This is a genomic window from Sphaerotilus microaerophilus, from assembly GCF_023734135.1.
Classification (GTDB): domain Bacteria; phylum Pseudomonadota; class Gammaproteobacteria; order Burkholderiales; family Burkholderiaceae_C; genus Sphaerotilus; species Sphaerotilus microaerophilus.
The window spans coordinates 24,415-48,277 of sequence record NZ_AP025730.1 but is presented as its reverse complement, the minus strand read 5'-3'; the positions used below and the strand labels follow the sequence as shown (position 1 = coordinate 48,277).

At 69.6% G+C, this 23,863-nt stretch carries 20 protein-coding genes; 8 read left to right on the top strand and 12 right to left on the bottom strand.

Features of this window, described 5'->3' with window-relative positions:
* Positions 1-22: 22 nt before the first annotated feature.
* From NGK70_RS00210 to yajC, 4 genes are all read right to left on the bottom strand, one after another.
* Positions 23-2,608, bottom strand: a complete 2,586-nt coding sequence (locus NGK70_RS00210; RefSeq protein ID WP_251971393.1) for a DUF1631 family protein — start codon at positions 2,606-2,608, stop codon at positions 23-25.
* Between the two features lie 58 nt (positions 2,609-2,666).
* Positions 2,667-3,701: a protein translocase subunit SecF gene (gene secF, locus NGK70_RS00205; RefSeq protein ID WP_251971392.1), complete on the bottom strand. Its 1,035-nt coding sequence runs from the start codon at positions 3,699-3,701 to the stop codon at positions 2,667-2,669.
* Between the two features lie 25 nt (positions 3,702-3,726).
* On the bottom strand, positions 3,727-5,616 hold the full coding sequence (gene secD, locus NGK70_RS00200; RefSeq protein ID WP_251971391.1) for a protein translocase subunit SecD: 1,890 nt from the start codon (positions 5,614-5,616) through the stop codon (positions 3,727-3,729).
* Between the two features lie 68 nt (positions 5,617-5,684).
* The gene (gene yajC, locus NGK70_RS00195; protein WP_251971390.1) at positions 5,685-6,008 is read right to left on the bottom strand and encodes a preprotein translocase subunit YajC; all 324 of its coding nucleotides are present in this window, start codon (positions 6,006-6,008) and stop codon (positions 5,685-5,687) included.
* Between the two features lie 238 nt (positions 6,009-6,246).
* Here yajC and NGK70_RS00190 point away from each other — a divergent pair, with 238 nt between their 5' ends.
* The gene (locus tag NGK70_RS00190; protein ID WP_251971389.1) at positions 6,247-7,719 is read left to right on the top strand and encodes a sensor histidine kinase; all 1,473 of its coding nucleotides are present in this window, start codon (positions 6,247-6,249) and stop codon (positions 7,717-7,719) included.
* Positions 7,720-7,831: 112 nt separating this feature from the next.
* A complete protein-coding gene (locus NGK70_RS00185) occupies positions 7,832-8,677 on the top strand; it encodes a LytR/AlgR family response regulator transcription factor (protein ID WP_251971388.1) in 846 nt (281 codons plus the stop codon).
* A gap of 84 nt (positions 8,678-8,761) precedes the next feature.
* On the opposite strand, the gene NGK70_RS00180 is transcribed toward NGK70_RS00185, so the two are convergent.
* Both NGK70_RS00180 and NGK70_RS00175 read right to left on the bottom strand, forming a co-directional pair.
* On the bottom strand, positions 8,762-10,597 hold the full coding sequence (locus NGK70_RS00180) for a S8 family peptidase (protein WP_251971387.1): 1,836 nt from the start codon (positions 10,595-10,597) through the stop codon (positions 8,762-8,764).
* A 228-nt stretch (positions 10,598-10,825) separates the two neighbouring features.
* On the bottom strand, positions 10,826-12,901 hold the full coding sequence (locus NGK70_RS00175; RefSeq protein ID WP_251971386.1) for an ATP-dependent helicase: 2,076 nt from the start codon (positions 12,899-12,901) through the stop codon (positions 10,826-10,828).
* 193 nt (positions 12,902-13,094) lie between these two features.
* Here NGK70_RS00175 and NGK70_RS00170 point away from each other — a divergent pair, with 193 nt between their 5' ends.
* The 5 genes from NGK70_RS00170 (at position 13,095) to NGK70_RS00150 (ending at position 17,737) form a co-directional block, all read left to right on the top strand.
* Complete coding sequence (locus NGK70_RS00170) at positions 13,095-13,697, top strand: Uma2 family endonuclease (RefSeq protein ID WP_251971385.1); 603 nt, start codon at positions 13,095-13,097, stop codon at positions 13,695-13,697.
* Positions 13,698-13,737: 40 nt separating this feature from the next.
* Positions 13,738-14,670, top strand: coding sequence for a LysR family transcriptional regulator (locus tag NGK70_RS00165; protein ID WP_251971384.1), 933 nt, complete (start codon positions 13,738-13,740; stop codon positions 14,668-14,670).
* 145 nt (positions 14,671-14,815) lie between these two features.
* Positions 14,816-15,502 (top strand): class II aldolase/adducin family protein, encoded by a 687-nt coding sequence (locus tag NGK70_RS00160; RefSeq protein WP_251971383.1) that lies wholly within the window; start codon positions 14,816-14,818, stop codon positions 15,500-15,502.
* A gap of 77 nt (positions 15,503-15,579) precedes the next feature.
* A complete protein-coding gene (locus NGK70_RS00155; RefSeq protein WP_251971382.1) occupies positions 15,580-16,620 on the top strand; it encodes a TRAP transporter substrate-binding protein in 1,041 nt (346 codons plus the stop codon).
* A 25-nt stretch (positions 16,621-16,645) separates the two neighbouring features.
* Positions 16,646-17,737 (top strand): class III extradiol ring-cleavage dioxygenase family protein, encoded by a 1,092-nt coding sequence (locus NGK70_RS00150; RefSeq protein ID WP_251971381.1) that lies wholly within the window; start codon positions 16,646-16,648, stop codon positions 17,735-17,737.
* A gap of 35 nt (positions 17,738-17,772) precedes the next feature.
* On the opposite strand, the gene NGK70_RS00145 is transcribed toward NGK70_RS00150, so the two are convergent.
* The 6 genes from NGK70_RS00145 to lysS form a co-directional block, all read right to left on the bottom strand.
* The gene (locus NGK70_RS00145) at positions 17,773-18,045 is read right to left on the bottom strand and encodes a MoaD/ThiS family protein (RefSeq protein WP_251971380.1); all 273 of its coding nucleotides are present in this window, start codon (positions 18,043-18,045) and stop codon (positions 17,773-17,775) included.
* A gap of 12 nt (positions 18,046-18,057) precedes the next feature.
* Positions 18,058-19,239 (bottom strand): glycosyl hydrolase, encoded by a 1,182-nt coding sequence (locus tag NGK70_RS00140; RefSeq protein WP_251971379.1) that lies wholly within the window; start codon positions 19,237-19,239, stop codon positions 18,058-18,060.
* Between the two features lie 109 nt (positions 19,240-19,348).
* Positions 19,349-20,041, bottom strand: coding sequence for a trimeric intracellular cation channel family protein (locus tag NGK70_RS00135; protein WP_251971378.1), 693 nt, complete (start codon positions 20,039-20,041; stop codon positions 19,349-19,351).
* Between the two features lie 68 nt (positions 20,042-20,109).
* The gene (locus tag NGK70_RS00130; RefSeq protein WP_251971377.1) at positions 20,110-20,532 is read right to left on the bottom strand and encodes a type II toxin-antitoxin system VapC family toxin; all 423 of its coding nucleotides are present in this window, start codon (positions 20,530-20,532) and stop codon (positions 20,110-20,112) included.
* On the bottom strand, positions 20,529-20,777 hold the full coding sequence (locus NGK70_RS00125; protein WP_251971376.1) for a ribbon-helix-helix protein, CopG family: 249 nt from the start codon (positions 20,775-20,777) through the stop codon (positions 20,529-20,531). Before NGK70_RS00125 ends, NGK70_RS00130 begins: the two co-directional genes overlap by 4 nt.
* Positions 20,778-21,022: 245 nt before the next feature.
* Entirely contained in the window at positions 21,023-22,576 is a 1,554-nt protein-coding gene (lysS, locus tag NGK70_RS00120) for a lysine--tRNA ligase (RefSeq protein WP_251971375.1), read from the bottom strand.
* Positions 22,577-22,740: 164 nt separating this feature from the next.
* Between lysS and NGK70_RS00115 the strand changes: the two genes are divergently transcribed.
* Positions 22,741-23,826, top strand: a complete 1,086-nt coding sequence (locus NGK70_RS00115; protein ID WP_251971374.1) for a Gfo/Idh/MocA family protein — start codon at positions 22,741-22,743, stop codon at positions 23,824-23,826.
* Positions 23,827-23,863 lie beyond the last annotated feature (37 nt).

The following is a 23,863-nucleotide window of genomic DNA, read 5'->3' as shown; positions in this document are numbered from 1 at the left end:
GGCTTGGCGGGCTGGCACGCGCTCAGTGCAGCAGGCGATCCGGGTCCGCGTCCAGCTTGGCCAGCGCGTCGCGCGTGGCGCGCACCGTCAGCGATTCCTCTTCCACCGGCACCAGCAACCCGGCCTGCAGGAACGAGGCCAGGCGGTGGCGCTGGAACATGATGCCGCGGCCCTGCGGCGTCACGAACAGGCACATCTGCTTGCGCAGTCCCTGCCAGGCCAGCTGCACCGGGTCGATCCGGTTGCGCCAGTCCAGCTTGAACCAGGCGCCCACCTGCATCTCGCCGGCCCAGGCCAGCATCGCCGGGGTGGGCATCGAGCCGCCTTCGGACACCACCTCCAGCTCCTGGCTGTCGTGGCCGGACAGGTCGCGGATCATCGACTCGTCGATTTCCACCGTGCCGATGTCGGGCAGCATGTCTTCCAGCGTCTCCAGCTGCATCATCAACTCGTCGAGCCGCTCGGTCGGGATCGTCGCGGTGCGGGCCGAGAAGGCAGCCTGAAGGGAGTTATTGAGCGCCTGGATGTACTCGTCCTGCTTGCTGTTGGGCACGCCGGCCACGCCCATGCCCTCGCGCAACTTCTTCAGCAGCGGCGGCAGGCGGCGGATGGCCTCCGAGCGCTCCTCGCGCGACACCTTGGCGCTGGCCAGCCAGATCAGATCGGCTGCGGCGCGTTGCATCTGCTTGGTGGACTCGCTGGACTGGCCCGCCTTGACGGCAGTGGTGGCCAGCACATCGGCCCAGATGTGAAAGAGGAATTCGCGCACGCCTTCGTGCACCGGCACTTCGTTGAGCATCTTGCGCAGCTCAATGGTGTACTGGATTGCCAGCGTCTCGCGCTGCTCGATCTGCTGCGCCAGGCTGACGCCCTTGGTCGCCGCGGCGTGGGTGGTCTTGAAGTAGTTTTCCAGGAAGCGCTCGAACTCGGTCAGCACGGTCTGGAAGACGCGCCGGCCGGTGTCCGGATAGGCCTCGACCACCTGCACGATGCGCTTGATTTCCTTTTCCAGCGGTTCGCTGACACCGGCGTTGCCGGCCTCGAAGCCCATCACGCAGGCGCCCATGCGGTCGATCAGCTTGCGGGCCGGGTGGTCGATCGAGCCGAAGAAGTCCGGCTCGGCGATCGCCACCCGCAGCACCGGCATCTGCAGTCGGGCAAACCAGACCCGCACCGTGGCCGGGATGCGTTCCTCGGTCAGCAGGCTCTGGAACATCAGCGCGACGATCTCGATCGTGGCGCGCTCGACCGGAGTGGTGGCTGCCTGCTTGAGGGCCTGCTTGCGGGCCTGCAGCTCCTGCAGCAGGGTGGGCGTCGAGGCCGCCGCACCTGCAGCAGCCCCACCAGCAGCGCCGGACTGGCTGGGCGTACCCCCGGCGGCCGCGCCGGCTCCGGAGACGTCGAAGCGTCGCCGCACCGCCTGTTCGGCTTCGTGGATGGCCGCACGCAGGCCCGGTGAAGCGGAGTGCGGCAGGGCGATCGTCGAGCCGCTGAACTCGGGTACCTGGCGCGACACCAGGCGGTTGAGCCGCCCCAGCACCGCCTCGGCCTGCTCGATGCTGCGCAGCAACCCCGGCGAGCGCGTCATCAGGCGCGTTTCCTCGTGCACGTCACCGCGCAGGCTGCGTGGGGATGAGCCGCTGTCCCCGAAAGCCGCTGCCGCCCCGCGCGGGAAGGCGCCCGGCGGCAGGCCGGCCACCTGGGTAGGGGCGAACTGGTGTGCCGTCTCGGGCGTCGGGCCGATGCGGTCCCGGTTCAGCCCGCTCGGCGTCGGGTAGCGTGGTGCCGGCTCGGCCATGCCCGGCGCAGATCCCGATCCCTGGGCCGAGGCCGCTCCCCGCGAGCCCGCCGTGCCGCCACTGCGGCTGGTCGCACCGCCCGCGCCGGACCCGCTGCCAGTACCCCCGCTGCCGCCACCTTGGGCCGCAGAGGCGCCCACGCCGGTGTCCCGGCTGCGGCGGATGAAGGGCCGCAGGTTGACCTCAGGGCACACGCCCTGGCCGATCAGCCAGCGGTTGGTCTCGTGGTAGCCCTCCTGGATCAGGCCGGCGAATTCCTCGTGCAGCAGGGCCTGGGCCGTGCGCCAGTGGTCGATGCTCAGGCCGGCGCTGCGCCAGCCGTCCACTGCGGCACGCGCCAGTACCAGCGGGCGCAGCAGGTCCTGGGGCTCCATCTCCTCGCGGCGCTCCAGCGAGGACATGCGGTAGCGCAGGTCGGAGAACTCCCAGGACGCCTTGTCCATCATGCCCAGCGCAAGGCACGAGGCGATGATCTCCAGTTCGATCGTGTCGTCGTCAACGAGCGACAGTTCGGACGCCCGGGTGGGCTGGCGTGCCGGGGCGTGGCTGCGCGCACCATGGGATCCGGGGGTCGCCGCAAGGCCGAGGGCGCCGCCCATGGCCTGCTGCCAGCGTGGCGCCTGCCGCGGCAGGTCCATCACCAGATCCCGCCGCCTGGCCACCTGGTCGGGGTTGCTGACCTGCGTCATCAGCTCGCGGGCCCCGTTGACCACCGCCTTGACGCAGCGCGGCAGCTCGCGCATCAGCACGTCGTAATAGAAACGCCGGGCCTGGGCAGCAAGAACGGGTGACGGGGGGACAGGGGCCATCGGCGACGGGGTGGCAGGCGATCGGGCAAAGAACTGCAAATACTCTACACCACGGCCGTCACACCACCGCCCCTGCATTCGGGTCATTCGGGTCGTGGTCCTTGCGTCCGGTGCCGGAGACGAGGTCCTCGCGCTTGACGCCCAGCCACATCGCGATGGCCGCGGCCACGAACACCGATGAGTAGATGCCGAACAAGATGCCGATCGTCAGTGCCAGCGCGAACTCGTGCAGCGTCGGGCCGCCGAACAGCAGCATCGACAGCACCATCATCTGCGTCGAACCGTGGGTGATGATGGTGCGGCTCATCGTGCTGGTGATCGCGTGGTCGATCACTTCGCGCGTGGTCATCTTGCGGTACTTGCGGAAGGCCTCGCGGATCCGGTCGAAGATCACCACCGACTCGTTGACCGAGTAGCCCAGCACCGCCAGCACCGCCGCCAGCACGGAGAGCGAGAACTCCCACTGGAAGAAGGCGAAGAAGCCCAGGATGATGATCACGTCGTGCAGGTTGGCGATGATGGCCGCCACGGCGAACTTCCATTCGAAACGGAAGGCCAGGTAGACCACGATGCCGACGACGACGAAGGCCAGTGCCTTCAGGCCGTCCTCGGCCAATTCCTTGCCCACCTGCGGGCCGACGAACTCGCTGCGCGAGAGCTTCACCGGCTCGGCGCCCGCGGCCTCGCAGACCTGGCGGGTGGTGACCTCGCCCTTGTCGCTGGTGGTCTGGCGCTGCGACACCGTGCCCTTCTCGGTGCTGCACAGCTGCGCGAAGACGCGGCTCACCACCTCGGTCTGCTTGACGTCGGCGCGCAGCGGCAGGCGGATCAGCACGTCGCGCGAGGTGCCGAACTTCTGCACCTGCACCTCGCCGAGCTTGAGCGCCTGCACCGTCTCGCGCACCCGGCCCATGTCAGCGGCCTGGGCGTACTCGACCTCCATCACCGTGCCACCGGTGAACTCCACCGACAGGTGCAGGCCACGGGTGAACAGGAAGAACACCGCGGCGAGGAAGGTGAGGAACGAGATGACGTTGAACACCAGCGCATGCCGCATGAACGGGATGTCGCGCCGGATCCGGAAAAATTCCATGGCTGTGCTTTCTGGGCGCTGGGGATCAGGACTTCGGGGTGGCCACGGCCGAGCCCGGTTCCGGGGCGGGTCGCCAGACCTGGCCGATCGAGACCTTCTGCAGGCGTTTCTGGCGGCCGTACCAGAGGTTGACCAGGCCGCGCGAGAAGAACACCGCCGAGAACATCGAGGTCAGGATGCCCAGGCAGTGCACCACCGCGAAGCCGCGCACCGGGCCGGAGCCGAAGGCCAGCAGCGCCACACCGGCGATCAGCGTGGTGACGTTGGAGTCCAGGATGGTGGCCCAGGCGCGCTCGTAGCCCAGGTGGATGGCCATCTGCGGCGAGGTGCCGTTGCGCAGCTCCTCGCGCACGCGCTCGTTGATCAGCACGTTCGAGTCGATCGCCATGCCCAGCACCAGCGCGATGGCCGCCATGCCCGGCAGGCTCAGCGTGGCCTGCAGCATCGACAGCACCGCCACCAGCAGCAGCAGGTTGACCGCCAACGCCAGGGTCGAGAACACGCCGAACAGCAGGTAGTAGGCGCACATGAAGGCACCCACCGCCAGGAAGCCGTACAGCACGCTGTCAAAGCCCTTGGCGATGTTCTCGGCGCCCAGGCTCGGGCCGACCAGCTTCTCCTCGATGATCTCCATTGGCGCGGCCAGCGAGCCCGCGCGCAGCAGCAGCGCGGTGTCGGCGGCCTCCACCGGCGTCATCGCGCCGGAGATCTGCACCCGTCCGCCACCGATCTCGGTGCGGATCACCGGGGCCGTGACGACCTCGCCCTTGCCCTTCTCGAACAGCAGGATGGCCATGCGCTTGCCGACGTTCTCGCGCGTCACGTCGCGGAAGATGCGCGCGCCGCGGGCGTCCAGCGTCAGGTGCACGGCCGGCTGGTGGTTGTCGTCGAAGCCCGGCTGGGCGTCGGTGAGGTTCTCGCCGGTCAGCAGCACCTGGCGCTTGACGATGATCTGCCGCTCGCCGCGCTCGGCGTACTTCTCGGTGCCGAAGGGCACCGGGCCGGAGCCGGACAGCGCCGCCTGTGCCTCGGTGCTGTCATCGACCAGGCGCACTTCCAATGTGGCGGTGCGGCCGATGATGTCCTTGGCCTTGGCCACGTCCTGCACGCCGGGCAGCTGCACCACGACCCGGTCCAGGCCCTGCTGCTGGATCACCGGCTCGGCCACGCCCAGCTCGTTGATCCGGTTGTGCAGGGTGTTGATGTTCTGTGTGAGCGCCTGCTCCTGCACCCTGCGCTCGGCGGCGGGCTTGAGCGCGCCCACCAGCTTCTGGTCGCTGCCTTCGGTGGTCGGGGTCCACTGCAGGTCGGGCAGCTGGTCGTTGAGCAGTTCGAGGATCTTCGGCTGGCTCTCGGCGTCGCGCAGGCGCACCTCGACGGTGTTGCCGACGCGGGCGATGCCGGCGTGGCGCAGGTTCTTGTCGCGCAGCAGGGTGCGGATGTCGCCGGTGAGCGACTCGGCCTTCTTGGTCAGCGCCGACTTCATTTCGACCTGCATCAGGAAGTGCACGCCCCCGCGCAGGTCCAGGCCGAGGTACATCGGCAGCGCGCGCATCGAAGTCAGCCACTGCGGTGAGCGCGACACCAGGTTCAGCGCGACGATGTAGCTCGGGTTGCCCGCATCGGGATTGAGCGCCTTGGCCAGCGCGTCGCGGGCCTTGAGCTGGGCGTCGGTGTCGGTGAAGCGGGCGCGCACCGAGGTGCCTTCCTGCTGCACGAAGTCCGGTTTCAGGCCGGCCGTCGCCAGGGTCTGGCGCACCTGCTCGGTCACCGCGGCATCGACCTTCACGGTGGCCTTGCCGCTGGAGACCTGCACGGCCGGTGCCTCGCCGAAGAAGTTCGGCAGCGTGTAGAGCAGGCCCACCGCCACCGCGATGGCCAGGATCAGGTACTTCCACCAGGGAAAGCGGTTCATCGTCTCGTCCTCGGGGAAGCAGCCCCGCGATATCAGACCGGCCGCAGGGTGCGGCCGGTGCACTCAAGTCACTTCAGCGTGCCCTTGGGCAGCACCTGCACCACCGAGCTGCGCTGGCACTGCACTTCCACGCCGGCGGCGATTTCCAGGCCGATCTGGTTCTCGGCCACCTTGGTGACCTTGCCCATCAGGCCGCCACCGGTGACCACCTCGTCGCCCTTGCCGATCGCCTCGATCATGGCCTTGTGCTCCTTCTGGCGCTTCATCTGCGGGCGGATCATGATGAAGTACAGCACCACGAACATCAGCACCAGCGGCAGCAGGCTGGTCAGGGACGAACCGCCTGCGGCGGCAGCGGGGGCCGCTTGTGCGTACGCGTTGGAAATGAACACCTGGAGACTCCTGGATAGGTGGGCAAAAGCCGCTGATTGTAGGCTGGCCGGTCCGATCGCACGGGGGGACGCCCCGCTGCGGCGCCCCCTGGCCAGGCTGTGACCGGCCGGCCAGCCGCCGGCCTGCCCCGCCGGTGGGGCACCGTCTGTCCTTTGCCGTTGCCACTGGTGACCGCGAAGCGGCGTTTGGTCGCCGCCCACTGGGCAGCCGGGCGGGGCGGGCCGTACAGTGCCGGCCATGTCCAGCCCGATCCCTCCGTCCCCCCCTATCCCGGCGACTCCGGCGACCCCGGGGGCCCCGACCTCCCCGCCGCCTGCCGGGCGCTGGCAGCGCTTTTCGGCAGGATTCCTGCGCGCCTTCCATGCCTATGCCGGCTGGCTGGTGTCGATCAGCTGGAAGCGCTTCGCCGTGCTGGCGGTGCTTCTGCTGGTCGTGACGGCGCTCCTCGAAGACCTGCCGCCGTTCAGCTGGACCATCACCGAGACCATCGAGCACGAGGGCCCGTCGGTGAAGACCCCGGTGCCGCCCGCTTCCCCCGTTGCGTCGGGCGCCCAGCGGCGCGAGCCGGTGATCAGGATCGAGAAGGCACGCCCGGCCAGCGACAGCGACGAGGGGGTCTCGATCGTCATCGGTGGCCAGGGCATCCGGATCGTGCCGCATCCGAAGGCGGCGCCCAGCGCTTCTGCACCTTCCGAACCTTCCGCACCTGGTTCGGGCGCGGCCGCCGCGGAGCCGGCCGTCAGCATCCAGGTGCCGCAGGGTGCGGACAGCGAGCAGGTGCGCGAGGCCGTTCAGGAGGCCCGCGAAGCCATCGTCGAGGCGATCCGCGAAGCCCGGGAGGCCGAGGCGTCCGGTGCCGACGCGCGAGCGCAGGCGCGCGCGTCAGCGCCGGACACCGCCGGCCACGCAGCGCCGTCCACCCGCAAGCGCACGGTCAAGCTCGGCAGCCGGCTGCCCGACATGGCACTGCTGTGGATCTTCGCTTCCATCATCATCAAGATCACCTACAAGGGCCAGTTGCGCGCCGAGGCCAAGGCCGCCGTGGCCTCCGAGACGGCCGAGGCCGAGCAGCTCAAGCGCCAGCTCGCCGAGGCGCGCATGGCAGCGATGCAGGCGCAGGTGGAGCCGCACTTCCTGTTCAACACGCTGGCGTCGATCGACCACCTGATCGAGACCGATCCGCCCCGCGCCAGCCAGATGCAGAAGAACCTGATCGCCCTGCTGCGCGCCAGCATGCCCACGCTGCGTGAATCCAACCCCAGTGGCGTGCGCGAGTTGGGGCAGGAAATGGCAGTGATCCGGCCCTACCTGGAGATCCTGAAGGTGCGCATGGAGGACCGCCTGCAAACCGAGCTGGACGTGCCCGAGGGCCTGCTCAGCGCCGAGTTCCCGCCGATGATGCTGCAGTCGCTGGTCGAGAACGCCATCAAGCACGGCCTGGAGCCCAAGGCCGAAGGCGGTACGCTGCGCGTGCACGCCGAGATCCGCCATGGCAAGCTCGTGGTCAGCGTGGCCGACACGGGGCTGGGTTGGGGGCGGGCGGCCACCGCCGGCACCGGTACCGGGCTGGGCAACATCCGCGAGCGTTTGCAGCTGCTCTATGGCGCCCGGGCCGCCCTGCAGACGGTCGAGAACCAGCCCAGCGGCAGCATCGTCAGCATCACCGTGCCCTACCGAGCCGCCCATGTGGATGAGCCCGCGGCGGCATGATCGGCCCCGCCCCGCCCCGCCCCGCCCCGCCCCGCCCCGCCCCGCCCCGCCCCGCCCCGCCCCGCCCCGCCCCGCCCCGCCCCGCCCCTCCCGTCTTCCGGAGCCTGATCGGATGAACCCGCCCCCTGCCCCCGTGCGAGCCCTCATCGCCGACGACGAGCGGCTGATGCGCGACCAGCTGCGCAGCCGCCTGGCGCAGGTCTGGCCCGAGCTGCAGATCGTCGCCGAGGCGCGCAACGGCGACGAGGCAGTGGCCCAGGTGGCCGAACTGCGGCCCGATCTGGTCTTCCTCGACATCCGCATGCCGGGGCGTAGCGGCATCGAGGCCGCCCGCGAGATCGCCCGCATGGACCCGACCGACACCTGGCCGGGCTGCGAGGTGGTGTTCATCACCGCCTACGACCAGTACGCGGTCGAGGCCTTCGAGCAGGGCGTGGTCGACTACGTGCTCAAGCCGGCCGAGCCCGAGCGCCTGCGCCTGACCGTGGAGCGGCTGCGGCAGCGCCTGGCCCGGCGTGCCGAGCAGGGCGCGGCCGGCACCGCCGATGCCCTGCAGAGCCAGATGCAGCGCCTGCTTGCCCAGCTGGCGGGGCAGCTGCCGGCCGCGAGCCAGGGCGGCGCGGTGCCGCCGCAGCGCCTGCAGTGGATCCAGGCCAGCGTGGGCAGCCAGATCCAGCTCATCGCGGTGGAGGACGTGTTGTTCTTCATCTCCGACGAGAAGTACACCCGTGTGCAGACCGCGCAGACCGAGGCGCTGATCCGCAAGCCGATCAAGGAACTGGTCGAGGAGGTGGATCCGGCGCTGTTCTGGCAGATCCACCGCTCCACGCTGGTCAACGCGCGGGCGATTGCCGGTGTGCTCCGCGACGAGCGCGGCCGCCAGCTGGTGCAGGTGCGCGGCTGCGCCGAGCGGCTGGAGGTCAGCCGCAGCTACACGCAGCTCTTCAAGGGCATGTGAGCTGAGCGCCTCTCCGGCACCCCGGCACGCCCAAAGAAAAGGCCGCCCGAAGGCGGCTCGCTTGCGAGGAGGCGGGGGCGTCGCTTACTGAGACAGGCCCAGCGTGTACTTGCCGGCGGTCGTGCCACTCACGCCGCTGTAGTACTTCACCTGCACGTAGACCGTGGAGGCGGTGGTCGTGCTGAGGTTGGTCACGGTGACGCTGTCCACCAGGCCGGTGAGCTTGCGGCTGCTGGCGACCTGCGTGCCGGCAGCGTTGTACGCGTACAGGTCGTAGTCACCGGTGGCCGGCGGCGTCAGGGTGGCGGTGAGGGTCTTGCCGGCCGCCAGCGTCACCTTGAAGTAGTCGGTGTCGGTCTTGCTGGAGATCGAGCCGTTGACCAGCGCGGGATTCGGCGTGATTGCCTGGGCCGCGGTGCGCGAGTTGTTGTTCGCCGTCGTCTCGGCCACCGTGGTGGTGGTCGGCGGCGGGGGCGTCACCACGGTGCCCATCGCCGCATCGACCGCCGCGCGGGCGTTGACGATGCCGGCACCGCACTGCGAGCAGGTGGCCGGGAAGGCCCGGGCGGTGGACTTCAGCATCGTGTCCACCTGGTCGGGCGTCAGTGCCGAGTTCTTCGCCAGCATCAGCGCCACCACGCCGGCCACGTGCGGCGTGGCCATCGAGGTGCCCTGGTAGTAGGCGTAACTGTCGGCGCCCGGCGCCGAGGTGCCGGTGTTCAGCGTGGACAGCACGCCGTTCGTGCTGCCGGTGCTCATGTCGCCACCGGGGGCGGCCACCTCGACGCTGGCGCCGTAGTTGGAGTAATACGCCCGACCGCCCGTGCGCCCGACCGCGGCGACGGTGATGACGCCCGAGCAACTGGCCGGCGAGTAGTTGGCCGCATCGGCGTTGGAGTTGCCCGCCGCCACGACCACCACGGTGCCGCGGCTGCGTGCGCCGTTGATGGCCGTCTGGGTGGTGGTGTCGCAGGCGCCGCTGCCGCCCAGGGACAGGTTGAGCACCCGCGCCGGGGTGGCCGTGGCGGTCACGCCGCTGACGGCGCCGCCCGACGCCCAGGTGATGGCATCGGCGATGTCGGAGGTGTAGCCGCCGCACTTGCCCAGCACGCGCACCGGCATCACCTTGGCGCCGTAGGCGACACCGGCGACGCCCACGGCGTTGTTGGTCACCGCGGCAATCGTGCCGGCCACGTGGGTGCCGTGCCAGCTCGAACTTTGCGCCGCGTGGGTGCCACCGCATTCGTTGGCGGCCACGGCGTCGCCGGGATCGAGGGCATCGGCGTCACGGCCGTTGCCATCGTTGGAGACGAAGGTGTCGCCGATGAAGTCATAGCCCGGCACGATGTTGGCAACCAGGTCCGCATGCGGGCGGTAGCCGGTGTCGATGACCGCGACGGTGATGCCTGCACCGGTGGACTTGTCCCAGGCCGTCGGGGCGGTCAGGCCGCCCGCGGTTTCGTAGTAGTGCCACTGCGAGGCGTAGCTCGGGTCGTTCGGCACGAGCTGGATGCGCATGATGCGGTCGGGCTCGGCGTACTCGACGTTGCTGTCGCCGGACTGGATCGCCTGCGCCAGCGTGCGGGCCTGGTCGACCGTCAGGCGCTTGTCCATGCGCAGCACATGGTTGCCGTCACCGCGGGCGCGCTGGTGGCTGAGCCGCACGCCGGAGCGGTTGCCTGCCATCTGCGCCTTGGCCAGCGTAGCGGGATCCACCTGGCTGGCATTGGCGGCATTGCGGTACTTGACGATCACCCGGTCGGTCAGCTCGGGCATCTCCGATGCCGCGGCCGTGGCCGCGTTGCCCGCGGCGGGGGGCGGCTGAACGGCCCAGGCCGCGCTGCCCAGGCCCAGGCTCATGGCAAGGGTCAGCAGGCGCAGGGTGGGGCGGGCGAGCGACGGGTACGGTTGTGCGGTCATGGGTTCCTCTCGTGAATGGCGTTCGTTCCAGCAGGGATTGTCGGATCACAATCCCTTGATCAGGGGGTCCATTCTTCGGGAGAACCATTTCTGCTGCGCAACAGGGCGTGGCTGGTTGCTTGCAACTCAGGTGGACGCAAGGGCAAAAACACACAAACTTCACGTTTTGTTGGCGTTGCCTGAGCGAGGTCAGTCGCCCTGTTCCGGATCGACCCGCCGGAGGTCGTCTCAGCGTGCCGGCTTGGCCTGCGCCGCCTTGGCCGCAAATTCCGCACGCAATGCCTTGAGCCGCTCGCGCGGATCCTCCTTGGCGGTGCGCTCGTCCAGCTTCATCTCGGCGATGAAGCGGCTGGGAATCGCCTTGCGCACCTCGCGCCCGCGCTTCTGGCGCAGCAGGGTGCTGACCAGCAGGGTGCGGCGGGCGCGGGTGATGCCCACGTACATCAGCCGGCGCTCTTCTTCCAGGCGGTCGGCGGTCATCTCTTCTTCTTCGCGCCGGAAGGGCAGGGTGCCCTCGTTGACGCCGACCAGCACCACGTGCGGCCACTCCAGGCCCTTGCTGGCGTGCAGGGTGGACAGGGTCACCATGTCCTGGTCCTCACTGCGCTCGGCCAGGCTGAGGATCACGCTGATGGTCTGGGCCACGTCGAGCACGCTCTTCTTCTCGGTCTCGCCCTGAGTCCCTTGCGCATCGGCGCCGTCGTTGTCAATCTCGCCGCCGCAGCGCCTGGCGATCCAGTCGATGAAGTCGATCACGTTGCCCCAGCGGGCGGTGGCCAGCTTCTCGCTCTCTTCGCCCTCGTGCAGGTGCTTCTCGTAGCCGATGTCGGTCAGCCATTCCAGCAGCATCGGCCGGGCCGCCTCGGCGCCCACCGTGTGGCGGGCCCGGTATTCGAGGTCGTTGACGTAGCGGCCGAACTCGTGCAGCGAGCCGATCGCCTTCTTGCTCATCACCGTGCCCAGCGAGGCCTGGAACAGCGCTTCGAACAGGCTGACCTTCCACTTGCCCGAGAACTCGCCCAGCGCCGCCAGCGTGGTGTGACCGATGCCGCGCTTGGGCGTGGTGATGGCGCGCAGAAAGGCCGGGTCGTCGTCCTGGTTGACCAGCAAGCGCAGCCAGGCGCACAGGTCCTTGATCTCGGCGCGGTCGAAGAAGCTCTGCCCGCCCGACACCTTGTAGGGGATCTGCGCCTTTCGCAGCGCCTCCTCCAGCTTGCGGCTCTGGTGGTTGGCGCGGTAGAGGATGGCGAAGTCCTTCCAGTCCGTCGCCCCGGCATGTGCGCCCGTGGCATTGGCGCGGATGCCCTGGATGCGCGCCACGGCCCGCTCGGCCTCGTGCTCCTCGTTGTCGCACTCCACCACCCGCACCGGCTCGCCCTCGCCGAACTCGCTCCACAGTTTCTTCTGGAAGATCTTCGGGTTCAACGCGATGACGTTATTGGCGGCCGCCAGGATGGCGCCGGTGGAGCGGTAGTTCTGCTCCAGCGGAATCACCTTCAGATTCGGGTAGTCCAGCGGCAGGCGCTTGAGGTTGTCGATGGTCGCGCCGCGCCAGCCGTAGATGCTCTGGTCGTCGTCGCCCACCGCGGTGAACACGCCGTCCGCCCCCACCAGCGCCTTGAGCAGTTCGTACTGGGTCGCGTTGGTGTCCTGGTACTCGTCCACCAGCACGTGGCGCAGCTGCTTCTGCCACTTCAGGCGGGTTTCCTCGTCGCGCTGCAGCAGGGTCAGCGGCAGGCTGATCAGGTCGTCAAAGTCCACCGCCTGGTAGGCCGTCAGCCGCTCCTGGTACAGCCGCATCACCCGTGCGGCCACCACCTCGTCGGGCGTCTTGGCGGCAGCCTCGGCCTGCTCGGGCGTCAGGCCGTTGTTCTTCCACAGGCTGATGGTCCACTGCCAGCCGCGCGCGATCTTGGGGTCGGTCGTGCCGCCGGCCTCGCGCATCACGCCGAGCACGTCGTCGCTGTCGAGGATGGAAAACTTGGGCTTCAGGCCCAGGCGCTCACCGTCCTCGCGCAGCAGCCTCACCCCCAGCGAGTGGAAGGTGGAGATCACCAGGTGCTTGGACGCCTTGGCCCCCACCAGCGCCTTGGCCCGCTCGCGCATCTCCTGCGCCGCCTTGTTGGTGAAGGTGATGGCGCCGATGTGGGCCGGATGCAGCCCCGCCTGTAGCAGCCGCGCGATCTTCTGCGTGATCACCCGCGTTTTGCCCGACCCTGCGCCTGCCAGCACCAGGCAGGGCGACGACAGGTGGTTCACCGCCTCCATCTGGGCGGGGTTGAGGGTGGAGGGGGCTTCGGCCATGGGGGCGGGCTGGGGTTGGGCGGGAGATGGGTGCGAGATGGGTGGAAGATGGGAGGGAGGAGGCTGGGGGGCGGATCATAAAGAACCGGCTGCGGGCCTGCCGAGGTGGCGTGCCCGGTCGCCGTTGCGTCTCCGGTGGTTGCCGATACGATCCGACTTTCGCACCTGCCGCCGAGAACGGAGCCACCCCGCCATGGGCCTGCCTGCCAAAGCCGTCGCCTACATCGAGATGGAGGACTACCTTGTGCTGGAAAACGCCAGCCGCCACAAGCACGAGTACCTGGACGGGGTGATCTACGCCATCCAGGGCGAGCCGGTGCGCGGCATGGCGGGTGGGAGCGCGATCCACGCGGACCTGATCCGCAATGTCGGCTTTGCGCTGCACCAGAAGCTGCGTGGCAGCGCCTGCAGCGTCAAGATGACCGAGATGCGCTTGCGCATCGACGCGGCCAGTGCGGTGTTCTACCCCGACGTGCTGGTGCACTGCAGCCAGCCAGGCAGCCCGGCCACCACCTACGAGCTGACCGAGGCGCGGCTGGTGATCGAGGTGCTGTCGCCCACTACGCAGCACTTCGACCGCGGTGACAAGCTGGCCGCGTACCGCCAGCTGCCGGGGCTGCAGCACATCGTGCTGATTTCCAGCCTGGAGCCTGCTGCCTGGCACTGCCAGCGGGTGCCGGCCGAGGGCGAGTGGACCGAGCTGGCGCCCTGGCCGTGCGGCAGCCGGCTGGCAGTGCCAGGGCTGGGCGTGGCGCTGGACTGGGACGAGGTCTACGCTGGCGTGGGCCTGGGGTGAGACGAGCCAGCGCCCGCCCGGCTGAGCAGGCTGGCCGCCCATGACCCCGCCCCACGGCAAGCCGCTGGCCCGCCAGGTCGACCTGAACCTGCTGGAGCTGTTCGACACCGTCTACCGCACCCGCAACCTGACCGAGGCGGGGCAGCGGCTGGGGCTGTCGCAGTCGGCGGTGAGCCACAACCTGGGGCGGCTGCGGCGGTCCTATGGCGACGAGTTGTTCGTGCGCATGCCGCGCGGGGTGCAGCCCACGCCCTTTGCCGATGGGCTGGCCGAGCCGGTGCGCGCGGCGCTGGACATCGTGCGCGACACACTAGGGCGCGCCGCCTTCGTGCCCGAGCGCAGCGAGCGGCTGTTCCACATCGCCATGTCGGACATCGGCGAGCGCCTGTTCCTGCCGCGGCTGCTGGAGCAGCTGGCGCAGGTGGCGCCGGGGGTGGCGATCCGCACCTCGTCGCCGGATCTGGCGCTGCTGGCCGATGGGTTGGCCGGCGGCGCGATCGACCTGGCGGTGGGCTACCTGCCGGGGCTGGGCAAGCGCTTCCGGCAGCAGCGGCTGTTTTCCGAGCGGTTCGTCTACGTGGCCGATGCGAACCACCCGCACATGGCCGAGCCGCCCACGCTGGCGCGCATGCGCAGCCTGCGGCATGTGGTGGCCGCCCCGCCCGGCACGCACCACGCGGCGGCGGTGGAGGAGGTGCTGACCAGCGAGCGGGTGCGCGCGCCGATCGCCCTGCGGGTGGGCAGCTTCCTGAGCGTGGCGCCGATCCTGGAGGGCTCGGAGCTGGTGGCGCTGCTGCCGTCGAACCTGGCGCGGGTGGTCGGGCCGCGCCTGGGGCTGCGGGCGCAGGAGCCGCGCGTGGCGTTTCCGGGCTTCGAGGTGTCGATGTACTGGCACCCGCGCTATCACCGCGAGCCGGGCAACGCCTGGCTGCGCGAGCTGCTGCACGGGCAGTTCTTCGAGCGGGCGCTGTAGCGCACCGCCATCCCATCGAGCGAGGTGATGGCTGGGTGCCGTCATCGATGGCATCGATGACTTGCAGCGCCGAATGTCATGACGTGATTCGCGAGGCCGGGCCTACAGTGGCGGCAGCGCGCAGTCACCCCGGAGGACGACGAGGATGGAGACAGCAACCGGCCCGGACGAGGCCACCCAACGCCGCGTGCGGCAGATGGCCCGAGCGCTGGGCCGCGGCGGCCTCTCCGGCCCGTTCGGCCATTGCAGCGTCCGGCTCGATGGGCGCTGCTGCCTAGTCTGCGCGCCCAAGCCGATGCTGGCGGTCGGGCCGGGCGACGCGGGCAGCGTGGTGCCCTTTGAGGGGCCGCTGCCTGCCGGTGTACTGGGCGAGGTGCGCATCCACCAGCAGATCTACCAGCGCCGCCCGGAGGCGGGGGCGATCTGCCGCTTCATCTCGCCGCAGGTCACGGCGCTGGCCGCGCTGGGGCGCACGCCGCGGGCGCGGCATGGATTTGGCAGCTACTTTGCGCCCGCGGTGCCGTTCTGGCCGCAGGCGGCGCTGGTGCGCGACGATGTGGCCGCGGCCGGCGTGGCCGAGCTCATCGGTGCCGGCCCGGCCATCGTGCTGAATGTGAACGGTGCCGTCACCGTGGGGCGCAGCGCCGAGCAGGCATTGGCACTGGCCTGGTTCCTGGAGGACGCCGCCCGGGTCGAACTCGCCGCGCTGGCCGCGGGGCTGGCCGAGCAGGCGCCGCTGCTGCAAGGCGAGGTGGCCGCGCAGCGCGCCACCTGGGAAGGGCGCATCGCCGAGCGGATCTGGGATTTCCTGACGCTGAACGACCCTGAATGAGCGCTGCGCCGCGCAACGATGTTCCTGCCGCCTGCGGGCCGGGCTTTGACGACCACGACACAACGGAGACAACACCCATGCAAACCGCAACCCTGAAGCGGCTGGCGCTGCTGGCCGCTTCGCTCGCACTCGGCGCCGGCGGCACGGCCGCCCAGGCCCAGGAAACGATCCTGAAGGTCCACCACTTCCTGGCGCCCACCTCCAACATCCACGAGAACCTGATCCAGCCCTGGTGCGCCAAGGTGCAGAAGGAGTCGGCCGGCAAGCTCAAGTGCCAGCTCTACCCGGCCATGCAACTGGGTGGCACGCCGCCGCAACTCTTCGACCAGGCGCGTGACGGGACGGTGGACATCGTCTGGACGGTGCCGACCTACCAGGCCGGGCGCTTCATGAAGACAGAGGTCTTCGAGATGCCCTTCATCACCGAGCACGCCGAAAAGGCCAGCCCGGCGCTGTGGGAGTACGTGCAGAAGAACGCACTGGACGAGTACCGCGGCGTCAAGCCGCTGCTGCTGCACGTCAACGACGGCAACCTGCTGCACATGGGCAAGGTGGCGGTGCGCCGGCTGGAGGACCTCAAGGGCCTGAAGGTGCGCGCGCCCACCCGGCTGGGCACGCGCATCCTCACCGCGCTGGGCGCCACGCCGATCCAGATGCCGGTGCCGGCGGTGCCCGAGGCCATCGCCAAGGGCGTGGTCGACGGCGCGATGCTGCCCTGGGAGGTGGCCACCTCGCTGAAGATGCAGGAGATCGCCAAGGTGCACGTCGAGACGCCCGCCGGCCACCCGAAGGTCTCCACCATCGTCTTCGGCCTGCTGATGAATCAGGCGAAGTACGACAGCCTGCCGCCCGATCTGAAGAAGGTGATCGACGCCAACAGCGGCCTGGAGGCCTCGCGCTGGGCCGGCAAGGTGGCCGACGCCGCCCTGCCGCCGGCCCGCAAGATCGCCCAGGACCGTGGCAACACCTTCGTCACCCTGAGCGCGGAGGAAACGAAGCGCTGGGTCGATGCCACCGCGCAGGTGGACGACGAGTGGGTCAAGGAAGTGGGCGCCAAGGGCTTGAACGGCCGGGCGCTGCTTGACGAGGCCCGCGCGGCGATCCGCCGTTACCAGTGACCGCAACCGCCACGAGGAGACCGACATGGCAGACATCCTGGGGCTGGGGCTGTCCCACTACCCGCCACTGAGCGGCTTCGACGAGAACATGGCCGGCATCCTGCGCGGCCGGCTGGCCGACCCGGATATCCCGGCCCACGCCAAGGATCCGGCGAACTGGCCGGCGGCGATGCGCGCCGAGTGGGGCGACGATCAGGGCCGCGCGGCCGCAGCCCGCCACCGCGAGGCCATGCTGGTGGGCTGCCGCAAGGTGCGCCAGGCGCTGGACGAGTTCAATCCGGACTTCGTGCTGATCTGGGGCGACGACCAGTACGAGAACTTCAAGGAAGACATCATCCCGGCCTTCTGCGTGCAGGCCTATGACGACATGACGGTTCACCCCTGGCGCCATGCCAGCGCCTCGGCGATGTTCGACGCCAAGACGAAAGACGCCTACGGCGGCGGCAAGCCCAACGTCTGGCAGGAGACGGCCGACACCTCGATGCTGCTGCGCGGCCACCCGCAGGCCGCGCGCCACCTGGCCGAGGAGCTGCTGCTCAACGAGTTCGACATCGCCTACTCCTACAAGCCGCTGCACCACCCGGGGCTGGCGCACGCCTTCCTGAACGCGGTGCTGTACCTGGACTACGACCGCCGTGGTTTCCCCTACCCGGTAGTGCCCGTGCAGGTCAACTGCTACGGCCGCGCGGTGGTGAGCTACAAGGGCTTCGCCAGCCCCTGGGCCGACCGGGGCCGCCCGCTCGACCCGCCGTCGCCCACGCCGCGGCGCTGCATGCGCTTCGGCGCGGAGATCGCCCGCATCCTGCGCGCCAGCCCGTGGCGGGTGGCGGTGGTGGCGTCGTCGAGCTGGTCGCACGCCTTCCTGGTCGACAAGACCTTCCGCATCCAGCCCGACGTGGCGGCCGACCGGCGGCTCTACGAAGCCCTGGTAGCCGGCGACTACGCCTTCTGGGAGAACTACACCCTGCCGCAGCTGGAAGATTCGGCGCAGCAGGAGGTGCTCAACTGGTTCGCCCTGGTGGGTGCCATGAAGGCGCTGGGGCTGAAGCTGGAGTGGTCCGATTTCGTCGAGACCTGGGTGTTCAACTCCAGCAAGGTGGCGGCGATCGCGCGCTGAGCCGGCGTGAACGGGGGAGGGCGACTCTCCAGGGTCTACCCGCCGCTCAGTGCCTGCACGATGTGCAGTTCTTCCCCCGCCGCCAGCACGCGCCTCAGGTCGTGCACCGCCCGCCCGGCCACGAAGCAGCGCATGTGCGGCCTGAGCTGGCCGCGCTCATCGACCATGCGAAAGCGCATGCCGGGGAAGCGCGTCTCCAGCGCGTCGAGCACCGTGCCGACGCTGGGCGGCGGCGCGGCGGGCAGGTCGAGCTCGACCCACATCGCGCCGGTGTAGGAGCGCAGCGCGCTCGGGATCAGCACGCGCATGGCGCCGCTCCGTCAATCCGCCGCCGGAGCGGCCGCCTCGATGGCATAGATCTCCGGCAGGTGGCGGGCGATGTTGCGCCAGCGCTGGGTGGCGTCCTGGCTGGCGTCATCGCGCAGCATCCAGATCTCACCACCCGTGTTGCCGACGTACAGCCCCACCGCCTCGCGCTGGTCGGCGCACATCGCCTGGCGCTTGACGGTCCACCAGGCCTGCTCGGTGGGCAGGCCGGCGTCCAGGCGCTGCCAGCTGCGCCCGGCGTTGCGGGTGACGTAGGCGGCGGGGCGGCCGTCCGGGCTGGTGCGCGGCCACACGCCCGAGCCGTCCATCGGGAACACCCAGGCGGTGTCGGCGTCGCGCGGGTGCACCACCATCGGGAAGCCGATGTCGCCCACCTTCTTGGGCATCTTGCGGCCGATGCGCTGCCAGATGTCGGATGGCCGGTCCAGCCGGTAGATGCCGCAGTGGTTCTGCATGTACAGCCGCGTCGGCTGGCTCGGGCAGGCGCGGATGCAATGCGGGTCGTGGAAGGTGGGCTGGCTGGCGTCGAAGCCCTCCACCACCTCCAGCCCGCCAATCAGCGTGTGCCAGGTGGCGCCGCGGTCGAAGGACTCATGCACGCCGCCGCCGGACATGCCGAACAGCAGGTGCGCCGGGTCGGCCGGGTCGATGACGATGGAGTGCAGCTTGGGGCCATCGGGCGTGCCGTCCTGCACCGTGCCCATCCACTCGCGCATCACCAGGTTGTCGTTCACGCCGGGCAGCGGCATCCAGGTGTCGCCGCCGTCGTCGCTGCGAAACAGCCCCTGCGGCGAGGTGCCGGCGTACCAGCTGCCGGGCTCGTTGGCGTGGCAGGGGGTGAGCCAGAAGGTGTGGTCGACGCTGCGGGCGGGGCTGCCGTCCTTCGGCTGCGCGAAGGCGGGCGGCCGGGAGGCTTCCTTCCAGGTGCGGCCGAGGTCGGTGGAGCGGAAGATCGTCGGGCCGAGGTGGCCGGTTTTCGCCGCGGCGAGCAGGGTGCGGCCGTCGCGCGGGTCCAGCACCAGGTGGCTGATGCTGTGACCATGGAAGTGCGGGCCGTCCAGGCGCCAGCTGCGCCGCGTGGCGTCGCCGTGCAGCAGCCAGGCGCCCTTTCGGGTGGCGATGAGCAGGACGATGGCGCCCCGGGTGGGCGCGGTGCGGGGGCCGGAACGGGGCATGGCGTTCTCCTGTGCCTTGATGGATGTCATGGCCGGCAGCCAGTGTGCAGCGCCCGGGAGGCCCTGCACATCGGAGCGACCCTGACGCGCGCCCGCGCTGGCCGGCCGCTCAGCGCCGCCGTTCCGCGTCCCAGGCCGGTAGCTGCCAGTCCCACCACATGCCGGCCACGCGCAGCACGATCGCCACCAGCGCCCCGGCGGCCAGTGCCGCGCTGGCGCCCCACTCGGCGCGCTGCACCGCCACCAGCACCCAGCCGCCGGCAAAGGCGCACAGCGCGTAGGGGCGGTGGTCGCTGAAGGCGGTGGGAATCTGGTTGCAGACGATGTCGCGCAGCACGCCGCCGAACACCGAGGTGATCACCCCCATCAGCACCGCGACCAGCGCCGGCATGCCGGCGGTCAGCGCGATCTGCGTGCCGCTGGCGGCGAACAGCCCCAGGCCGAGTGCATCGGGCCACTGCATCGCGCGCTCGGTGGGGTGGAAGTGACGTGCGCGCATCGTCAGCATCGCCGCAGCGCACAGGCCGAACACCACCCAGATGTACCAGGCGTGCTCGACCCAGAAGAAGGGTCGGCGGTCCAACAGCACGTCGCGCAGCGTGCCGCCGCCGAAAGCGGTGAGGCAGGCCACCACCGCGACGCCCACCGCGTCGAGCCGCTTGCGCGCACCCTCGATCGCGCCCGACAGCGCGAAGGCCGCGATGGCGGCGATCTCGATGCCGGTCTGCGTGTGGGTGAGCGTGACGCTCAGCGTGCGGCTGAGCGTCTGGCCAAGGGCTTGGGGCGCAATGGAAAGGTCCATGCGCTCAGCGTACACGGCCTGTGCGGTCAGCCCCAGGATGGGGCGTCTTTCTGAGGCCCGGCGGGCCGTCACTCCGGCCGCAGGAGTGGAATCACTTTGCGGCCATGCCGGCGGTAGATGTGGAAGTCGGAGTCCAGCGTGAACACCCTGCAGGGCTCGTACAGCTCGCTCATGCGCACCAGGCAGGCATCGGCCAGGGACGCCGGCACGTTGTCGTAGCGCTCGAAAAGGGCCTGCACCGAGGTGGCCTCGTCCCCCAGCGCCATCCCGACCTTGACCACGCCGCGGCCGAGCAAGTTCAGCGCCTTGGCTGGATCGTGGCCATTGCGGGCGAGCAGGAAGCAGGTTTCGGCCACCACCGCCTCACAGGTCAGCAACGGGCCAGTGATCCGGGCGAACTGATCGCATACCCATCCGTGGAAGTGGTCGTCGCGACAGTGCAGCGCCACCCAGGGCCCGGTGTCGAGCAGGATCGTGGCCGCACCGGTCACGGTCGACCGAAATCGTCGAGGTGGCGCGGATTCGAAGACAAGTCGGCCGGCCCGCCGCCGAAGCAGCCGACGAGGTCGCCCGCGAGTTCCAGTGCGCTGGGCTGGTCACTGCGTGCCTTCGCCCCGGCCAGATAGGCCGAGATGGCACGCCGCACCAGCTCCGACTTCGTCACCTGCGCGGCGGCGCTGGCGTCGGCCAAGGCAGCGTCGAGCGGCGGCGGGATCTTGATCGTGAGCGTGTTCATGGCCGGTGGGTAGGACCTGATGGCGGTCGATATTACCGGTGCCGGGCAGGACTCTGCAATCGAAGTTCGTCATCCCGACGGCCTGCCGTGTGACAGCACCGCTATGTTGAGTCGATCGACGCTAGCCAGGGAATCTGATAAGACAGGCTTGGCGGCAGAGTGCCAACACCGTCGCGCGCCCGTACCGCAGCGAGCGGCATTGAGCGGCATCGCCGCTCAATGGGGTGAAGCAGGGCGACGGATCCTCAGCCCTCGCGGCGCAGCGCCGGGAACAGCACCACGTCGCGGATGCTGGGGCTGTCGGTGATCAGCATGATCAGGCGGTCGATGCCGATGCCGCAGCCGCCCGTCGGGGGCAGGCCGTATTCCAGCGCGCGGATGAAGTCGGCGTCGTAGTACATCGCCTCCTCGTCGCCGGCGTCCTTGTTCTTGGCCTGGGCCAGGAAGCGGGCGGCCTGGTCCTCGGCGTCGTTCAGCTCGGAGAAGCCGTTGGCGTACTCGCGCCCGGTGATGAAGAGCTCGAAGCGCTCGGTGATCGCCGGATTCGTGTCGGAGGCGCGGGCCAGCGGGCTGACCTCCACCGGGTAGTCGATGATGAAGGTCGGCTGCCAGAGCTTCTCTTCCACCGCGGCCTCGAACAAGCCGAACTGCAGCTCGGGCAGCGTCCAGTGCGCCGGGGGCTCTTCGCCAAGGTGCTTCAGGCGCTCGTGCAGGAAGGCGGCATCGCCGGCCTGCTCGTGGGTCAGCCCGGCGTGCACCACCAGCGACTCGCGCACCGACAGGCGGGCGAAGGGCTCGTCCAGGTGGACCTCCTTGCCGGCGTAGGTCACGCGTGCCGAGCCGGTGGCGGCCGTGGCGGCGTGGCGGAACACCTGCTCGGTGAAGTCCATCAGGTCGTGGTGGTTCCAGTAGGCCGCGTAGAACTCCATCATCGTGAATTCGGGGTTGTGCCGAACCGAGATGCCTTCGTTGCGGAAGTTGCGGTTGATCTCGAACACGCGCTCGAAGCCGCCCACCACCAGCCGCTTGAGGTACAGCTCCGGCGCGATGCGCAGGAACATCTCCTGGTCCAGCGCGTTGTGGTGGGTGATGAAGGGCTTGGCGTTGGCGCCGCCCGGGATCGGGTGCAGCATCGGCGTCTCGACTTCCAGGAAGTCGTGGCCGATCATGAACTCGCGGATGCTGGAGACGGCCTTGCTGCGGGCGCGGAAGCGCTCGCGTGCGGCGTCGTCGGTGATCAGATCGACGTAGCGCTGGCGGTACTTCTGCTCCTGGTCGGTCATGCCGTGGAACTTGTCCGGCAGCGGGCGCAGGCTCTTGGTCAGCAGGCGGATCGAGGTGACCTTGATCGACAGCTCACCCGTCTTGGTGCGGAACAGCGTGCCCTCGGCACCCAGGATGTCGCCCAGGTCCCAGCGCTTGAAGGCGGCCAGCGTCTCGGCGCCCACCGCGTCCTGCGTGATGTAGAGCTGGATGCGCGGGTTGCCGGCGGCCGAGCCGTCCTGCAGCGTGGCGAAGCAGGCCTTGCCCATCACGCGCTTGAGCATCATCCGCCCGCCCACGCTGGCGGCGACCGGGGTGGCTTCCAGTTCTTCGCCGGTCCGGCTCTCGTAGGTACGGTGCAGGTCGGCGGCGTGGTCGCGCGGCTTGAAGTCGTTCGGGAAGGCGGCCGTGCCCTGCGCGCGGGCCTGTTCGCGGATGGCGGCGAGCTTCTCGCGGCGTTCGGCGATGAGCTGGTTGTCGTCGACCACGACGGTCACGGTCGTGGCGGGCGTGGGCGCGTTCTGGGCTTGGCTCATGGGGCTGGATTTCAACTCGTTGAATTTGCTGCAATTTTAGGCTGCCCTCAGGGTCGACCCCTAAAATCCTCGGTTTGCCCGGCCGTTGACCCCGTGTCCTCCTGGGCATCGTCCCGCCCGTTGTGGGGGACTGCTGCGCTGCAGCAATCCAAGAAGGACCCGAGATGACCGCCGCCGCCCCGCTGCCCGCACCCCTCCCTGCATACCCGATCACCGACCGCAAGATCAAGTTCGCCCTGGTCGGCTGCGGGCGCATCGCCAAGAACCACTTCGGCTCGCTGGAGAAGCATGCCGACCGCGCCGAGCTGGTGGCGGTCTGTGACGTGGTCCCCGAGCGTGCCGAGGCCGCTGCGGCGCAGACCGGTGCCCAGGCCTTCCACTCGCTGGATGCACTGCTGGCAGGATCGGACGCTGACATCGTCGTGCTCACCACCCCCAGCGGCCTGCACCCGCAGCAGGCCATCCGCGTCGCGAAGGCCGGCCGCCACGTGCTGAGCGAAAAGCCGATGGCCACCAAGTGGGAGGAGGGCGTGGCGATGGTGCAGGCCTGCCGTGATGCGGGCGTCAAGCTCTTCGTCGTCAAGCAGAACCGCCTGAACGCGACGATGCAGCTGCTGAAGAGGGCAATCGACCAGAAGCGCTTCGGCCGCATCCACATGGTGACGGTCAACGTCTTCTGGACGCGCCCGCAGAGCTACTACGACGAGGCCCCCTGGCGCGGCCGCTGGGACATGGACGGCGGTGCCTTCATGAACCAGGCCAGCCACTACGTCGACATGGTCGACTGGCTGGTCGGCCCGGTCGACAACGTGCACGCCTACACCGCCACCCAGGCGCGCGACATCGAGGCCGAGGACAGCGGCGTGATGAGCCTGCGCCTGCGCGCCGGCGGCCTGGCCAGCATCAGCGTGACGATGCTGACCTACCCGAAGAACCTGGAAGGCTCCATCACCGTGCTCGGCGAGCGCGGCACGGTGCGCGTCGGCGGCGTGGCGGTCAACGAAGTGCAGCACTGGGAATTCGACGAAAAGCGGCCCGAGGACGACGAGATCCGCGCCGCCAGCTACGCAACCACCTCGGTCTACGGCTTCGGCCACCCGCTGTACTACGACAACGTCATCCAGACCCTGCGCGGCGAGGCCCACGCCGAGGTGGACGGCTACTCCGGCCTGCGCTCGCTCGAAGTGCTGATCGCCGGCTACCGCAGCGCCCGCGACGGCGTGCGGGTGGGGTTGCCGCTGGTGTTCTGATTCCGAGCTTGATGGGTCGATCGGAATTGGTGATCAG

Coding starts and splice junctions, on each gene's coding strand:
- NGK70_RS00210 (WP_251971393.1), bottom strand. CDS start 2,608: ATGGCCCCTGTCCCCCCGTCACCCGTTCTTGCTGCCCAGGCCCGGCGT.
- secF (WP_251971392.1), bottom strand. CDS start 3,701: ATGGAATTTTTCCGGATCCGGCGCGACATCCCGTTCATGCGGCATGCG.
- secD (WP_251971391.1), bottom strand. CDS start 5,616: ATGAACCGCTTTCCCTGGTGGAAGTACCTGATCCTGGCCATCGCGGTG.
- NGK70_RS00190 (WP_251971389.1), top strand. CDS start 6,247: ATGTCCAGCCCGATCCCTCCGTCCCCCCCTATCCCGGCGACTCCGGCG.
- NGK70_RS00185 (WP_251971388.1), top strand. CDS start 7,832: ATGAACCCGCCCCCTGCCCCCGTGCGAGCCCTCATCGCCGACGACGAG.
- NGK70_RS00180 (WP_251971387.1), bottom strand. CDS start 10,597: ATGACCGCACAACCGTACCCGTCGCTCGCCCGCCCCACCCTGCGCCTG.
- NGK70_RS00175 (WP_251971386.1), bottom strand. CDS start 12,901: ATGGCCGAAGCCCCCTCCACCCTCAACCCCGCCCAGATGGAGGCGGTG.
- NGK70_RS00170 (WP_251971385.1), top strand. CDS start 13,095: ATGGGCCTGCCTGCCAAAGCCGTCGCCTACATCGAGATGGAGGACTAC.
- NGK70_RS00165 (WP_251971384.1), top strand. CDS start 13,738: ATGACCCCGCCCCACGGCAAGCCGCTGGCCCGCCAGGTCGACCTGAAC.
- NGK70_RS00160 (WP_251971383.1), top strand. CDS start 14,816: ATGGAGACAGCAACCGGCCCGGACGAGGCCACCCAACGCCGCGTGCGG.
- NGK70_RS00155 (WP_251971382.1), top strand. CDS start 15,580: ATGCAAACCGCAACCCTGAAGCGGCTGGCGCTGCTGGCCGCTTCGCTC.
- NGK70_RS00150 (WP_251971381.1), top strand. CDS start 16,646: ATGGCAGACATCCTGGGGCTGGGGCTGTCCCACTACCCGCCACTGAGC.
- NGK70_RS00145 (WP_251971380.1), bottom strand. CDS start 18,045: ATGCGCGTGCTGATCCCGAGCGCGCTGCGCTCCTACACCGGCGCGATG.
- NGK70_RS00140 (WP_251971379.1), bottom strand. CDS start 19,239: ATGCCCCGTTCCGGCCCCCGCACCGCGCCCACCCGGGGCGCCATCGTC.
- NGK70_RS00135 (WP_251971378.1), bottom strand. CDS start 20,041: ATGGACCTTTCCATTGCGCCCCAAGCCCTTGGCCAGACGCTCAGCCGC.
- NGK70_RS00125 (WP_251971376.1), bottom strand. CDS start 20,777: ATGAACACGCTCACGATCAAGATCCCGCCGCCGCTCGACGCTGCCTTG.
- lysS (WP_251971375.1), bottom strand. CDS start 22,576: ATGAGCCAAGCCCAGAACGCGCCCACGCCCGCCACGACCGTGACCGTC.
- NGK70_RS00115 (WP_251971374.1), top strand. CDS start 22,741: ATGACCGCCGCCGCCCCGCTGCCCGCACCCCTCCCTGCATACCCGATC.